This window comes from Ideonella alba, from assembly GCF_018069875.1.
GTDB classification, from domain to species: Bacteria; Pseudomonadota; Gammaproteobacteria; order Burkholderiales; family Burkholderiaceae_C; genus Ideonella; species Ideonella alba.
Genome location: NZ_JAGQDF010000005.1, coordinates 425011 through 438662, shown reverse-complemented (window position 1 = coordinate 438662; position 13652 = coordinate 425011). Strand labels below are relative to the sequence as shown.

Annotated in this window: 12 protein-coding genes and 1 pseudogene; 9 read left to right on the top strand and 4 right to left on the bottom strand. The window is 71.1% G+C overall.

The features are described from left to right. The 7 genes and pseudogenes from KAK07_RS25760 to KAK07_RS11575 all read left to right on the top strand — a co-directional run. Positions 1-92 (top strand): annotated as a pseudogene (locus KAK07_RS25760) (MotA/TolQ/ExbB proton channel family protein); the annotation flags it as partial. A 109-nt stretch (positions 93-201) separates the two neighbouring features. After that, the gene (locus KAK07_RS11600) at positions 202-630 is read left to right on the top strand and encodes an ExbD/TolR family protein (protein WP_210860815.1); all 429 of its coding nucleotides are present in this window, start codon (positions 202-204) and stop codon (positions 628-630) included. Positions 631-642: 12 nt separating this feature from the next. Beyond that, entirely contained in the window at positions 643-1065 is a 423-nt protein-coding gene (locus tag KAK07_RS11595; RefSeq protein WP_210860813.1) for an ExbD/TolR family protein, read from the top strand. Positions 1066-1188: 123 nt separating this feature from the next. After that, positions 1189-2364, top strand: a complete 1176-nt coding sequence (locus tag KAK07_RS11590) for a tetratricopeptide repeat protein (RefSeq protein WP_247661369.1) — start codon at positions 1189-1191, stop codon at positions 2362-2364. Between the two features lie 5 nt (positions 2365-2369). Then, the gene (locus tag KAK07_RS11585) at positions 2370-3335 is read left to right on the top strand and encodes an MBL fold metallo-hydrolase (protein ID WP_210857041.1); all 966 of its coding nucleotides are present in this window, start codon (positions 2370-2372) and stop codon (positions 3333-3335) included. A gap of 115 nt (positions 3336-3450) precedes the next feature. Continuing rightward, entirely contained in the window at positions 3451-5082 is a 1632-nt protein-coding gene (locus KAK07_RS11580; RefSeq protein WP_210860811.1) for a methyl-accepting chemotaxis protein, read from the top strand. A 21-nt stretch (positions 5083-5103) separates the two neighbouring features. Continuing rightward, positions 5104-5727 carry an FMN-binding negative transcriptional regulator gene (locus tag KAK07_RS11575; RefSeq protein ID WP_210860808.1) on the top strand — a complete coding sequence of 208 codons (624 nt, stop codon included), beginning with the start codon at positions 5104-5106 and terminating at the stop codon, positions 5725-5727. Positions 5728-5797: 70 nt separating this feature from the next. Here the strand turns inward: KAK07_RS11575 and eda are convergent, their stop codons facing one another. Together eda and edd are read right to left on the bottom strand one after the other, a co-directional pair. Then, positions 5798-6418 (bottom strand): bifunctional 4-hydroxy-2-oxoglutarate aldolase/2-dehydro-3-deoxy-phosphogluconate aldolase, encoded by a 621-nt coding sequence (eda, locus tag KAK07_RS11570; RefSeq protein WP_210860806.1) that lies wholly within the window; start codon positions 6416-6418, stop codon positions 5798-5800. Positions 6419-6444: 26 nt separating this feature from the next. Beyond that, positions 6445-8277 carry a phosphogluconate dehydratase gene (gene edd / locus KAK07_RS11565; protein ID WP_210860804.1) on the bottom strand — a complete coding sequence of 611 codons (1833 nt, stop codon included), beginning with the start codon at positions 8275-8277 and terminating at the stop codon, positions 6445-6447. A 104-nt stretch (positions 8278-8381) separates the two neighbouring features. Between edd and KAK07_RS11560 the strand changes: the two genes are divergently transcribed. Beyond that, a complete protein-coding gene (locus KAK07_RS11560) occupies positions 8382-8981 on the top strand; it encodes a gamma-glutamylcyclotransferase (RefSeq protein ID WP_210857036.1) in 600 nt (199 codons plus the stop codon). On the opposite strand, the gene KAK07_RS11555 is transcribed toward KAK07_RS11560, so the two are convergent. Next, positions 8973-9599: a nucleotidyltransferase family protein gene (locus KAK07_RS11555; RefSeq protein WP_210857035.1), complete on the bottom strand. Its 627-nt coding sequence runs from the start codon at positions 9597-9599 to the stop codon at positions 8973-8975. The two genes, KAK07_RS11560 and KAK07_RS11555, sit on opposite strands and share 9 nt — an antisense overlap. 366 nt (positions 9600-9965) lie before the next feature. On the opposite strand from KAK07_RS11555, the gene pdxH reads away from it, so the two are divergent. Then, on the top strand, positions 9966-10601 hold the full coding sequence (gene pdxH, locus KAK07_RS11550) for a pyridoxamine 5'-phosphate oxidase (RefSeq protein ID WP_210857034.1): 636 nt from the start codon (positions 9966-9968) through the stop codon (positions 10599-10601). Between the two features lie 3 nt (positions 10602-10604). Here pdxH and KAK07_RS11545 read toward each other — a convergent pair whose 3' ends face one another. Continuing rightward, entirely contained in the window at positions 10605-13634 is a 3030-nt protein-coding gene (locus tag KAK07_RS11545) for a hybrid sensor histidine kinase/response regulator (RefSeq protein WP_210860802.1), read from the bottom strand. Positions 13635-13652: the final 18 nt, after the last annotated feature.

The following is a 13652-nucleotide window of genomic DNA, read 5'->3' as shown; positions in this document are numbered from 1 at the left end:
ACTGGCTGATCCGCCGCAACAAGAGCGTGATGGAGAAGGTCCGCGCCTTCTCGGGCGACCTGCACAACGTGCTGCTGGCCGGCAAGAAGTGATCTGCCCCAAGACCTCGCCCTGAAGGCGAGGTCGCCCCCCGAGGGGAGCGAATTTCCCTGGGGCGGCCCGGCGGAAATTCCACCCCCTGATCTACCGAGGAGACACCGCATGGCGATGTCTGTTGGCTCTGCCGAAGACGGCGAAGAGCAGATGAACTCCACCATCAACACCACGCCCCTGGTGGACGTGATGCTGGTGCTGCTGATCATCTTTCTGATCACCATTCCGGCGATCACCCAGTCGATCCAGTTGTCGCTGCCCAAGGAGCGCAACGTGGTGACGGTGACCAAGCCGGAGAACATCCTGCTGGGCGTGTCCAAGGACGGCGACGTCTACTGGAACACCAAGCTGATGCCCGACAACGAGGCGCTGGTCGAGGCGCTGAAGAAGGAGTCGGTCAAGGATCCGCAGCCCGAGGTGCACATCCGCGGCGACGAGAACGTGCGCTACGAGTCCGTGGGCAAGCTGATCGTGGCCTGCCAGCGCGCCGGCATCGCCAAGGTGGCCTTCGTCACCGAGCCGCCGCCCAACCAATAAGGAGAACTGGCCATGGCCATGAGCGTTGGGTCGTCCGACGACGACATGATGGTGGACATGAACACCACGCCGCTGATCGACGTGATGCTGGTGCTGCTGATCATGTTCATCATCACCATCCCGGTGCAGACGCACGCGGTGAAGATGAACATGCCGGTCAACAGCCAGAGCGCGCCGCCGCCGACACCGCCGGAGATCATCCGCATCGACGTGGACTTCGACGGCACCGTCACCTGGAACGGCGAGACGGTGCCCAACCGCGCCGAACTGCAGGCCAAGCTCTACCGCATCGCCCAGCTGCCCGACCAGCCCGAGGTGCACCTGCGCCCGAACAAGCTGGTGACCTACAAGCATGTCGCGATGGTGATGGCCGAGGCGCAGCGCCTGGGCGTCACCAAGATCGGCATCGTCGGCAACGAGCAATTCATGAACTGAGGCTTCGGCCTCGCCTGTGCAGGGGATCGGCCGGACAACGGACCGGTCCCTTGTCACGTTGGAACCCCACTGCCACCTTTTCGACACGCTATGACCTCCCTGCGCGCCCTCACCCTTGCCCTGTTGACCGCCGGCTGCCTGACCGCGGCCCAGGCCCAAAGCCTGCGTCCCGAGGTGGGCAAGCCGCTGCAGCAGGCCAGCGAACTGCTGCGCGCCGGCAAGGCCAAGGAAGCGCTGGCCAAGGTCCGCGAGGCCGACGCCGTGGGCGGCAAGAGCGCCCAGGAGCAACTGATGATCGACCGCATGCGCGGAGCGGCCGCCCAGCGGGCGGGCGACAACGCCACGGCGGCGCAGGCCTTCGAGTCGGCCTTCAACTCCGGCAAGCTCTCGGGCGCCGAGCAGGTCCAGATGGCCGAGTCGCTGGCCTTTGCCTACTCGCAGCTCAAGGACAACGCCCGCGCCTCGCAGTGGGTGCAGAAGGCCCTGTCGCTGGGCAGCCAGAGCGCACAGCTCAAGCAGCTCCAGGCCTACCTGCAGGGCGCCAGCGGCGACTACAGCGCGATCGCCAAGGACGCCCAGGGCGCGATCTCGGCCGCCGAGCAGGCCGGCCGCCGCCCCGAGGAAGGCGACCTGCTGCGTCTGGCCGACGCCCAGCAACGCACCAACAACACAGCGGGCCAGTTCGCCACGCTGGAGAAGCTGGTCGCCTACTACCCGAAGAAGGACTACTGGGCCGCCACGCTGGGCCGCCTGCCGCGCAAGGCGGGCTTCTCCGACCGCTTCTCGCTCGACCTGATGCGCCTGCGCCTGGCCACTGGCAACCTGACCAAGACCGAGGAGTACATGGAGATGGCCCAGCTGGCCTTGCAGGCCGGTTATGCCGCCGAGGCCAAGCAGATCGTCGAGAAGGGCTTTGCCTCGGGTGCCCTGGGCACCGGGGCCGAGGCAGAGCGCCACAAGCGCCTGCGCGATCTGGCGGTCAAGCAGGAATCGGAGTCCTCGGCCAGCGTCGACAAGGACATCGCCGAGGCCACGGCGGCCAAGGACGGCAATGCACTGGTGCAGCTGGGCAGCGTGCTGGCCAGCGCCGGTCAGGCCGACAAGGGCATCAGCCTGATCGAGCAGGGCATCGCCAAGGGCAACCTGAAGCGGCCGGAAGACGCCAAGCTGCGCCTGGGCCGCGCGATGATGCTGGGCAAGAACAAGAGCAAGGCGCAGCAGACGCTGCGCAGCGTCCAGGGCACCGACGGCGTGGCGGACATCGCCCGCCTCTACGCCATTCTGGCCGGCCAGTCCTGAGCGACGTGACGCTGCCGACCTGGCTGGTACCGCTGGGCGGTGGCGTCCACCTGATCGACACCGCCTTCCAGCGCGACCACTTCGACGCCGCCTACCTGGTGGTCGACCAGGGCCGGGCCGCTTTCGTCGACACCGGCACCGGCCACGCCCTGCCCCGCCTGCTCGGCGCGCTGGAGGCCCTGGGCCTGGCGCGCGATGCCGTGGACTGGGTCATCCCCACCCATGTCCACCTGGACCACGCCGGCGGCGTGGGGCCGCTGATGCAGCACCTGCCCCGCGCCCGCGTGCTGGTGCACCCGCGCGGTGCGCGCCACCTGATCGATCCCAGTGCGCTGTACCAGGGCGCGTTGGCGGTCTACGGGCAGGCCGAGATGGACCGCTCCTACGGGCAGCTGGTGGGCGTGCCGGCCGAGCGGGTCGACAGCAGCCACGACGGCCAGCAGGTGGCGCTGGGCGGTCGGCAGCTGGCGCTGATCGACACCCCCGGTCACGCGCGTCACCACCATGCGATCTGGGACCCGGTGACCCGCGGCTGGTTCACCGGCGACACCTTCGGCCTGTCCTACCGCGAGTTCGACGTCGACGGCCGCGCCTGGATCCTGCCCACCAGCACGCCGGTGCAGTTCGAGCCCGAGGCGCTGGTGGCCTCGATCCAGCGCCTGCGCGCCCGGCAACCCGACTGCGTCTACCTGACGCACTACGGCCGCCTGGGTCAGGTGCAGGCGCTGGCCGACAGCCTGCTGGAACAGCTCGCGCAGATGGTGGCCCTGGCCGAGGCGGTCAGCCCCGGGCCGACGCGCCACGCGCAGCTGCGCGAGGGCCTGCTGCAGCTCTACCTGGACGCGCTGGCCCGCCACGGCTGCCCGATGGCGCGGGCTGCGGTGGCCGAGGCCCTGGCGATCGACATCGAGCTCAACGCCCAGGGCATGGGGATCTGGCTGGACCGGCGAGCGGCCTCGCCGTCGAATTGACGGTGGTCAGGCCCGTTGTTCGGCGGGCTGCGCGCCACGCGCGCCCCTAAGCTTCCGGGCAAGACCGTCGCCCCCTGCCTGCCCAGGGCCCGCCCATGCCGTTCACGAGCCCGCCATGCGTCTGAACCTGCCGGTGATCCCGGAGGAATACCTGCTGCCCCCCGGGGCCAGCCTGGTGTCGACCACCGACCTGAAGGGTCGGATCACCTACTGCAATGCCGCCTTCATCGAGGTCAGCGGCTACGCCCGCGACGAGTTGATGGGCCAGCCCCACAACCTGATCCGCCACCCGGACATGCCTGCCGAGGGTTTCCGCGACCTGTGGGCGACGATCGAGGCCGGCCGTCCCTGGACCGGCGTGGTCAAGAACCGCCGCAAGGATGGCCGCCATTACTGGGTCCAGGCGAACGTGACGCCCATCGTCGAAGACGGCCGCCCGGTGGGCTACCTGTCGGTGCGGGGCGTGCCCACGCGCGAGCAGGTGGCCGCCTGCGAAGCGCTGTACGCGACGATGCGCGCGGAAGCCCAGGCCGGCCGACTGCTGCACGTGCTCAAGGCCGGCCGCGTGCTGCGCACCGACTGGCGCGGGCGCCTGGCCGAGGCGCTGCAACTGGGACTGGGCCAGCGTGTGAGCCTGAGTGTCGGCGCCCTCGGCCTGGCGGCGCTGCTGACCGGCGCCGGCCTGTCGCGCCTGCTGGAGGGGCAATGGCTGATCCTGGCCTTCATGGCCGCGGGTGCGCTGGCGGCGCTGGGCGGAGGCTGGTGGATCAACCGCCTGACGACGCGCCCGATGCTGGCGCTGCTGCGCACCGCCAACCGCATGGCCGCCGGTGACATGACCCAGGTCCTGGCCAGCGACCGCGACGACCTGGTCGGCCAGTTCACCCGCGCCCTGAACCAGCTGAACGTGAACCTGCGCTCGATCGTGGCCGACGCCCGTGCCGAGGTCGACCGCATGCGCGCCGCGGCACGCGAGATCGCCGTGGGCAACCAGGACCTGTCGCAGCGCACCGAGAGCCAGGCCGCGAACCTGCAACGCACCGCCTCGTCGATGGAGGCCATCACCGGCACGGTGCGCCACAACGCCGACACCGCACGCCAGGCGGCGCAATGCGCCCAGCAGGCCAATGCCGTGACGCTGGAGGGCGCCGACGCGGTACAGCAGGTGACGGCCACGATGCACGGCATCCGCGACTCCTCGGGCCGCATCGACGAGATCATCGGCGTCATCGAGGGCATCGCCTTCCAGACCAACCTGCTGGCCCTGAACGCCGCGGTCGAGGCCGCACGCGCCGGAACCCAGGGCCGCGGCTTCGCGGTCGTCGCGGGCGAGGTGCGTGCACTCGCGCAGCGCAGCTCGGCCGCGGCCCGCGAGGTCAAGCAGATCATCGACGACTCCAGCCACCGCGTGGCCACCGGCAACCAGTTTACCGAGGCGGCCGGCGGCACCATGGGCCATGCGATGAGCTCGGTACGCCAGGTCGGCCAGCTGATCGACGAGATCAGCCAGGGCGCCGATCGGCAGCTGCGCGACATCTCCGAAGTGACCGCCGCGGTGTCCAGTCTGGACGAGATCACCCAGAAGAACGCGGCGCTGGTGGAGCAGGTGGCGGCGGCGGCGATGCAGCTGGAGTCCCAGGCGATGGCGGTGGCTGACGCGGTGTCGGTGTTCCGCCTGCAGCAGGGCGAACACCGCACGCTGCCCGATGCGGTGGCGCTGCGCAAGGCGGCCCGGGCCGGCGCCTGATTCCGCGTTAAGCTGGCTGGCATGTACCAGCCCGCCCATTTCGCCGAGCACGACCCCCAGACCTGGCTGGCACTGATGCGCGCGCATCCGCTGGCCACGCTGGTGCACCACGACGCCTCCGGGCAGGCCACGATCGACCCGCTGCCGCTGCGCGTGACGCAGCAGGCCGACCGTCTGCTGCTGCAGGGCCATGTCGCGCGCGCCAACCCGCTGTGGCGCCATGCCGATGGCCAGACCGTGCTGGCGGTCTTCCATGGGCCGCAGGCCTATGTGTCGCCAGGCTGGTACCCGTCCAAGGCAGCCACCGGCAAGGCGGTGCCGACCTGGAACTACGTGCTGATCGAGTGCCGGGCCCGGCTGCGTGCGGTGGATGACCCGGCCTGGCTGCGCGCCTTCCTCGACCAGCTGACCGTCGACCACGAGGCGCACCGCGCGCCCGGCTGGCAGCTGGAGGACGCGCCGCCCGACTACATGGCCGCGATGCTGCGCGGCATCGTCGGCGTGGAGCTGCAGGTGCAGGCCGTGGCCGCCAAGTTCAAGCTCAGCCAGAACCGCGACCCCGCTGACCGCCAGGGCGTGCTGGCGGGTCTGGACGCCGAGCCGGATCCGGCCGCTGCGGCCCTGGCCGCGCTGATGCGCCGCTGATCAGCGCGGCCCCGGCCGCACTGGTGCGCCGCTGATCAGCACGGCCCTGGCCGCACTGGTGCGCCGCTGATCAGCGCGGCAGCGCCGCGGCCTCGCGCGCCAGCTGGGTGATGCGGGCCCAGTCACCGCTGCGCACCGCGTCGGCCGGCGTCAGCCAGGAACCGCCGCAGACCTTCACATTGGGCAGCGCCAGGAAGTCCGGCGCGGTGGCCAGGCTGATGCCCCCGGTGGGGCAGAAGGCCACATCCGGAAACGGACCGGCCAGGGCCTTGAGCATCGGGATGCCGCCGGCCGCGGTGGCCGGGAAGAATTTCAGGAAGGACAGGCCATCGGCCTGGGCCGCCATCACCTCGCTGGCGGTGGCCACGCCGGGCAGCAGTGGCAGGCCGATCTCGCGGCAGGCCGCACCCAGCTCGGCGGTGTAGCCCGGGCTGACGCCAAAGACCGCGCCCGCCTCGTGCGCGGCGCGCGCATCAGCGGCGTTGCGCAGCGTGCCGGCACCGACGATGGCGCCCGGCACGGCGCTCATCGCGCGGATGGCTTCCAGCGCCACCGGGGTGCGCAGCGTCACTTCCAGCACCCGAACGCCGCCGGCCACCAGGGCCTGTGCCAGGGGCACGGCGTCGGCCAGGCGGTCGATGACGATGACGGGAATGACGGGGCCGTGGTCGACCAGTTCCAGGGTGTTCATGGTGTGTCAGTCAGGGAAGTCGGGGTTCACAACCAGGTGCAGGCGCCCTGCTCGGCGCTGACCACATGGCGGCGCATGCCGGCGAACAGCTCGCGGCCCAGACCGCGGCCGTGGGCGGCGGCGCGCGCCGGGTCGCGCTGGGCGGGCTCGCGGGCGGCCCAGTCGGCGTCATCGACCAGCGCCTCCAGCGTGCCGGCCACCGCGTCCAGGCGCAGCAGATCGCCGTCGCGCACCCGGGCCAGCGGGCCGCCGGCCAGGGCTTCAGGGCTGACGTGGATCGCCGCGGGGACCTTGCCCGAGGCGCCGCTCATGCGGCCGTCCGTGACCAGGGCCACGCGGTAGCCCTTGCCCTGCAGCACCGCCAGCGGCGGGGTCAGCTTGTGCAGCTCGGGCATGCCATTGGCCTGCGGGCCCTGGAAGCGCACCACGGCGATCACGTCGCGGTCCAGTTCGCCCGCCTTGAAGGCCGCCTGCAGCGCCTCCTGGCTGTCGAAGACGCGCGCCGGCGCCTCGATCACATGCCGGTCTTCCGGCACGGCCGAGACCTTGATCACCGCGCGACCCAGGTTGCCGGTCAACAGCTTCAGGCCACCGGTGGGCGAGAACGGCGCGGCGGCGCCGCGCAGCACCGACTCGTCGGTGCTGGCCGCGGCCGTGGGCTGGTAGGTCAGCGCGGCGCCGCTGATCACCGGCCGCTGTGCCTGGGCCCGCAGGCCGCCCTCGTGCACGGCCTGGGTGTCGTGCATCAGGCCGGCATCGATCAGCTCGCGGATCACGAAGCCGGGGCCGCCCGCGGCCTCGAACTGGTTCACGTCGGCGCTGCCGTTGGGGTAGACGCGGGCCAGCAGGGGCACCACGCCCGACAGCTCGGAGAAGTCGCCCCAGTCGATCAGGATGCCGGCGGCGCGGGCCACGGCCACCCAGTGGATCAGGTGGTTGGTCGAGCCGCCGGTGGCCAGCAGGGCGATCATGGCGTTGACGATGCAGCGCTCGTCCACCTGCACGCCGATGGGCTGGTTGCGGCGGTCGCGGCGCAGCTCCAGCGCAGTGCCCACGGCGGCCCGGGTCAAGGCCTCGCGCAGCGGCGTATTGGGCGGCACGAAGGCGGCGCCCGGCAGGTGCAGGCCCATGGCCTGCAGCAGCATCTGGTTGGAGTTGGCGGTGCCGTAGAAGGTGCAGGTACCGGGGCTGTGGTAGGCCGCCTGCTCGGCGGCCATCAGTTCCTCTCGGCCCACCAGGCCCTGGGCGGCCTGTTCGCGCACCTTGGCCTTGTCGCTGTTGGACAGGCCCGAGCCCATCGGCCCGGCCGGCACGAAGACACAGGGCAGGTGCCCGAAATGCAGCGCGCCGATCAGCAGGCCCGGAACGATCTTGTCACAGATGCCCAGCATCAGCACGGCGTCGTAGACATCGTGGCTCAGCGCGATGGCGGTGGCCATGGCGATGGTGTCACGCGAGAACAGGCTCATCTCCATGCCCTCGAAGCCCTGCGTCACGCCGTCGCACATCGCCGGCACGCCGCCAGCCACCTGGGCGGTGGCACCCAGGCTGAGCGCCGTCTCGCGGATCAGCGTCGGGTAGCCCTCATAGGGCTGATGGGCCGACAGCATGTCGTTGTAGGCGGTGACGATGCCCAGGTGCGGCGCGCGCTCGGCCACCACACGCAGGCGTTGATCGCCAGGCATCGCGGCGAAGGCATGCGCCACGTTGGCGCAGCCCATGCGGTCGGCGCCCCGGGGACGCTGGCGCAACTGCTCGACGCCGTCCAGGTAGCTTCGCCGGCTGTCCTGGCTGCGCTGCCGGATGCGCTCGGTCACGGCATGGACAACGGGGTGGAGCGGGGTGCTTGACGGATTCATCCGGGGGCCCTGGGAAGCGTCTGAGGGGTCTGTAACCATGCCTGCGATTATCAGGTAACTTGGTTACATGGTCAAACCCCCGCGGACACATCCACAATGCGCGCATGCACCTGGCCCTGCCCGACGCCCGCGACCCCGCGCCGCTGCTGGACCGCACGCTGCACGAATGGGGCGGCCACGGACCGCTGTGGCTGTTCGCCTACGGCTCATTGATCTGGAAGCCCGATTTCGACCCCGCCGAGCAGCGCCCGGCACAGGTGATGGGCTGGCACCGCTGCCTGCGCATGCGCTCACGGATCAACCGCGGCACCCCGGAACAGCCCGGCCTGGTGCTGGCCCTGGTGCGCGGCGGCAGCTGCCACGGGCTGGCACTGCAGTTGCCGCCGGCACAGGCCGAGGCCACGCTGCGGCAGCTGTGGCTGCGCGAGATGCCCACCGGCACCTACACACCGCGCTGGCTGCGCTGCCAGACGCCGCAAGGGCCGCTGCGGGCGCTGGCCTTCACCCTGGACAAGCACAGCCCGGCCCATGTCGGCGCGCTGGCTGATCACGACCTGCTGCACATCCTGCGGCATGCCCAGGGTCGCTACGGGCGGACGCTGGACTATCTGGTGCAGACCGAGGAGGCGCTGCGCCGCCACGGCATCACCGACCGCCACCTGGCCCGGCAGGTGCGACTGGCGCGCCAGCACCAGCTACTCTGAGGGCGTCAGCGCGTCCTCGCCTCGGCCCGACAGCTGGGCGCGCAGCGCGGCCAGGTCGGACTCGGTGTCCAGATCCACCAGCACGCCCGGGTCATCGACCTCGATGCCCTGCGTGGGATAGCGCACCAGCAGGCGCCGTGCACCTTCGTCGCCTTGCAGGCGGACCAGTTCGGAATACAGCTCGCCGCCAAAACCCACCGGGTGGCCCCGCCGGCCCCGGAACTGCGCATAGGCAATGGGCTGGCTCTGCAGGGCCGCCGCCACCTGCTGCAGCGTGCGCGGGCGCACCAGCGGCATGTCGCCAGGCAGCATCAGCCAACCTGGCGCCGAGGCGCGGGCCGACACCCCCGCGGCGATGGAGTCGCCCATGCCGCCGCGCGGCTGGCCGCCGGGTCCGCCCAGCACCACCAGATCGCGCCGCGCCACCAGCGGGGCCACGTCCTCGGCCAGGGCCGGCGTGGTGACCACCACCACCGGCAGGCCGCTGGCAATCGCGTGGCGCACGGTCATGGCCAGCACGCTGCCCTCGCCCAGCGGCTCGGCCAGCTTGTGGCGCGGACCGTGGTAGCGGGAGCCCAGGCCGGCAGCCAGCACCAGGACGACAGGAAGCTTGGTCATGACGGCCTGAGCATCGCGCCGCCGACCGGGGGCGCAAAGCTGGGACGTTCACCTAAGGCCTTGCACCTAGGGCCTGTTCCCACTACTGGAAGGGTTGCGAAGGCCCGCCAAATCGGACCAATCTAGACGCAGCGCACAGCCCGCACTGACGTGCGGGCAAGCGGTGCAACGACGAGTGGCCCGATTTGGCGGGCCTTCCCGAAGGGTTGAAGCCCAGAAAGGTCGCATGCGGCGTTGCACATCCGCGCCGGGTATCCAACCCGGCTGTGGTGTGCGCCTTGCCTGCGACCTTTCTGGGCACCAACGCAATCCCTTCCCGTAGTGCGAACAGGCCCTCGGGTTGAGCACGAACACTACACTGGGGGCATGAAGGACATTGCCGACCTGCGCAAGAGCTACGAGCGCGCTGAGCTTGAGGAACACCTGGCCGCCGATGACCCGCTGCGGCAGTTCGAGACCTGGCTGCAGGAGGCCATCGACGCCGGTGTGGCCGAGCCCAACGCGATGACGCTGGCCACGGTGGGCGCCGATGGCCGCCCGTCCACCCGCATCGTGCTGATCAAGGGCGTCGATGCCCGTGGCCTGGTCTGGTACACCAACTACGAGAGCCGCAAGGGCCAGGAACTGGCCGCGAACCCGGTGGCCGCGCTGCAGTTCCACTGGGTGGTCATGGAGCGGGTGGTGCGCGTGGAGGGCCGGGTGGAGAAGGTGTCCGCGGAGGAATCCGACGCCTACTTCCAGTCGCGGCCACTGGACTCGCGGCTGGGCGCCTGGGCCTCGCCGCAGAGCCAGGTGATCGCCTCGCGCGCGGTGCTGGTGGCCAATGCCGCCAAGGCGGCGGCGCGCCATGGCCTGCATCCGCCGCGGCCGCCGCACTGGGGCGGCTACCGCCTCGTGCCGGAGCGCTGGGAGTTCTGGCAGGGCCGCGTGTCGCGCCTGCATGACCGCCTGAGCTACCGGCTGGCGGACGGCCGCTGGCTGCGCGAGCGACTCGCCCCCTGACACTCAGCGGCCCAGCTGCGCCGCCTGGGCATCCATGTCGTCCAGGAAGCGCTGCACATCCAGCGGCTTGGTCCAGTAGTCGTGGAAGCCGGCCGCCAGGGCCGCCTGCATGTCATCGGGCATCGCGTTGGCCGACAGGGCCATGAAGCGCGACCCGGCCAGCGCCGGCAGCTGACGCATCCGCTGCAGCAGCTCCAGCCCGTGGCAATCCGGCAGCTGCATGTCCAGCAGCACGATGCGCGGTGCGTGCCGGGCCGCCAGCGCCAGGCCCTCGGCGCCATCGCCGGCCGTGCGCAGATGAAACCGCGGCCGCAGGCTCAGTGCCTGGCTGACCAGCAACTCGTTGACCGCGTTGTCCTCCACGTAGAGCACCTCGATCGGCCCCTGGGTCGGCGCGCTCGGTGGCACGGGTGAACGGGCCGTGCCCTGGCGCGACGCTGGCACGGTGCTCTGCTCGGGCGGCACCACGGCCGCCAGGTCGACACGGAACACCGAGCCCTGACCGATCTGGCTGCTCACCGCCAGCCGCCCGCCCATGTCGGTGATCAGCTGGCGCACGATGGACAGGCCGATGCCATTGCCGGGAATGCCCTCGCGTTCGGCCCCCAGGCGATTGAAGGGTTCGAACAGGTGCACCTGCTGTTCGGGGCTGAGGCCGCGTCCGTTGTCGCGCACCGCCATCGACCAGGCGGGCGTGCCGTCCAGATCGGCGCCGCTCAGCTCGATCCAGACCTGACCGCCCGCGCGGTTGTACTTGATCGCGTTGGTCAGCAGGTTGGTCAGCACCTGGCCCAGCCGGCGCCGGTCGGCCTGCACCCAGGCCGCGGTGTTCATGGCCTGGCGCGCCTCGATCTGCACGCCATGCGCCTGGGCCAGCGCGTCGACCCACTGGCACACCTCGGCCAGCACCTCGCTGACCGGCACCGGCTGGGTGGTCAGGTGGGTACCGGCGGCGTCGGCGCGTGACAGCGAAAGCAGGTCGTCGATCAGCTCCATCAGGTGGCCGCCAGCGGCCCGGATGCAGCGCAGCCGCTCCTGTTGCGTGGCACTCAGCGCATCCAGCGCCATCAGTTCGGCAAAGCCCAGCACCGCGTTCATCGGTGTGCGCAGCTCGTGGCTGACCCGTGCCATCAGCGCCGACTTGGCCAGGCTGGCCTGTTCGGCGCGGTCGCGCTCGCGCGCCAGTTCCTCGCTGCGGCGGCGGCCGGTGATGTCGATTGCCACACCGGTCACGGCCATTGGCTGGCCCGCGCTGTCGCACTGCAGGCGGCCGAAGGACAGCAGCCAGCGCTGGCTGCCGTCGGGCCATTTCACCGCATGCTCGACCCGGAAATCCCGGCCGTGCAGGCGGCAGCGTCGCAGCGCTTCGCGGGTATCGGCCAGCGCGCCGCGATCCAGGGCCTCGGCCATCACCCGCAGCGGCGACACGGACTCGGTGGGCGGTCGACCAAACAGCGCGTACATCGACGGGCTCCAGCGCGCCTGCCGGCCGTCGAGCGGCACTTCCCAGACGCCGATGCCCGCCGCCTCGATCGCGAAGCGGTCACGTTCGCGCTCGCGCTCGGCCTGCCACTGGGCCTCGCGTTGCGCGGTGACGTCGACGTGCATGCCGAAGGACAGCCGGTGGCCCTCGCGCCAGTGGCGTTGGGTCCAGGACTGGATCCAGCGCGTCTGTCCCTCTGGGGTGAGGATGCGGAAGGTGATCTCCGAGGTGGCCGGCCACTCGCTGATGTGGCGCCGCTGCCGGTCGATCAGCATCGGGCGGTCGAGGGCGTGCACATGGCGCTCCAGGAACTCGTCCAGCGAGGGGGTGCCCTCCGAGGGATCGCGGTGGTGCAGGCGGTACATCTGCTGGTCCCACTCCAGCAGGCCGCCGTCGAGGTCACGCCACCAGAAGCCCACGCCGATCGCGTCGGTCACCAGGCGCATCCGGTCCATCAGGGCCAGCGCGCGGTCGCGCTCCTGGCTGAGCTCGCTCAGGTCCAGCGATACGCCCAGCAGCGTGCGCACCACGCCATCGGCATCGCGCCGCGCCACCCGCCGGGTCAGCAGGCGTCGCCAGCCGCTGTCACCATCGCGGTAGCGCGCCATCACGTCGACCACCGACTGGCTGTGGCTGGCCTCGGCCGCCGCGTTCACCACGCGCGCGAGGTCATCCGGGTGGATCAGCGCGCGCACCTCGGCCAGCGGCATCGGCGCTTCACGCGCCGGCAGCCCGATCATGCGGTAGCCTGCCTCGTTGAACTGCACCGTCTGTGTGGCGACATCCACCCGCCAGACCGACACGCCAGCCATCGCCAGCACCGAGGACAGGTCGTCACTGGCTTCGCGCTCGGCCTGGTGCCGCACCACGCTGTCGGTTTCGTCGAACAGCAGGCTCACCAGACGCCGGCCGTGGCCGCCGCGGGCCGCCAGCACCTCGGTCAGCGACAGCAGGTGGCGGGTCTGCCCATCGGGGCGGCGGACGCGAAAGCGCAGGCTGTAGCGGCCGGGCTCGGCCGACAGCACCTGGTGGCGCTCCAGGAACGCGGCGCGGTCGGCCTCGTGCACCATGGCCAGCGCCTGCTCGAAGTCCGGTGTGCCTTGCGCGGGCGGCACACCCAGCATCTCGAAGACATCGCCGTCCCACTGGCCAATGCCGGTATCCAGGTCGCGCACCAGGCTGCCCACGGGGCCATGGCCGCGCAGCAGTTCCAGCAGTTCGGTCACACTGACCAGCCCGCTGGAGCCCAGCTCGAAGCGTTGCAGCCACCAGCCCTGCGCCGCACCCAGGGCCTGGGGCGTGAACTGCAAGGCGATCCCCGGCGGCGCCAGAGTCAGCAGGCAAGGCCGGTCGGTGGGCGCCTCGGCCAGCCGGGCCAGCACCTGCGACCAGGCCTCGGGCGGCGGCTGCTGCTCGCTCAGCCAGTCCTGGGCTGCACGATTGCCCTGCCAGCCATCGGCAGCCAGGCGCCACGATGGCATCGGCACCTCAAACCACCACAGGGCCAGCGGATCATCGCCGGCAGCGGCTGGCGCGGCGGGTGCGGACATCGCGGAGATCTCGCAGCC